General features: G+C 58.5%; 1 pseudogene. It reads left to right on the forward strand.

The window, feature by feature from the left end:
• A pseudogene (locus tag EAE89_RS22905) lies at positions 1 to 1,256 on the forward strand (hemagglutinin repeat-containing protein); the annotation flags it as partial.

A 1,256-nucleotide genomic window follows, 5' to 3' on the forward strand; every position in this document is an offset into this window, starting at 1 on the left:
CAACGCTGCCACGACGGACAAAAAAGGTGGCCGGTTGTTAAGCGGCGGACACTTAACTTTGCGCACCGGCGACATCAATAACACCGGTGGGGTAATCGCGGCAGAGGGCAAAACCACCCTGACCAGCACCGCGCTTAATAATACGCAGGGGCAGATAGCCGGCAATGGCGGACTGGGCATTCACAGCCGGCAACTGATAAACCGCGAGGGCAGCTTACAATCCGCAGACACCCTGACGCTGGAGACTGACGGGCAGTTACTGGATAACCAACAGGGGCGAATTCTGAGTGAGGGCGCTACCACAGTCACCAGTGGTCAGCTGGATAATACCGCGGGGCGGTTACAGTCGGGTGGCGACATGACCGTCGATACCCGCGGTCACTGGCTGGCTAATACCCGCAATACCAACCCAAAAGGCGGCCAGTTGTTGAGTGGCGGACACTTAACTTTGCGTACCGGCGACATCAATAACACCGGCGGCATGATAGCGGCGGACGGCAAAACCACCCTGACCAGCACTGCGCTCAATAATACGCAGGGACAGATAGCCGGCAATGGCGGACTGGGCATTCACAGCCGGCAACTGATAAACCGCGAGGGCAGCTTACAATCCGCAGACACCCTGACGCTGGAGACTGACGGGCAGTTACTGGATAACCAACAGGGGCGAATTCTGAGTGAGGGCGCTACCACAGTCACCAGTGGTCAGCTGGATAATACCGCGGGGCGGTTACAGTCGGGTGGCGACATGACCGTCGATACCCGCGGTCACTGGCTGGCTAATACCCGCAATACCAACCCAAAAGGCGGCCAGTTGTTGAGTGGCGGACACTTAACTTTGCGTACCGGCGACATCAATAACACCGGCGGCATGATAGCGGCGGACGGCAAAACCACCCTGACCAGCACTGCGCTCAATAATACGCAGGGACAGATAGCCGGCAATGGCGGACTGGGCATTCACAGCCGGCAACTGATAAACCGCGAGGGCAGCTTACAATCCGCCGACACCCTGACGCTGGAGACTGACGGGCAGTTACTGGATAACCAACAGGGGCGTATTCTCGGTGAGGGTAAAACCACCGTGACCAGCGGCACACTGGATAATCGTCAGGGCCATCTTCAGGGCGGACAGCTGGTTATCCAGACCGGACAGGCCGGGACTGACAATCAGAATGGCAAACTGTTGTCCGCGGGCCGGTTTACCCTGACGACCCACTGGCTCGACAATCGTCACGGTCAGGTGCAGGCGGTGG

This window comes from Photorhabdus heterorhabditis (assembly GCF_018448905.1).
Lineage (GTDB): Bacteria > Pseudomonadota > Gammaproteobacteria > Enterobacterales > Enterobacteriaceae > Photorhabdus > Photorhabdus heterorhabditis.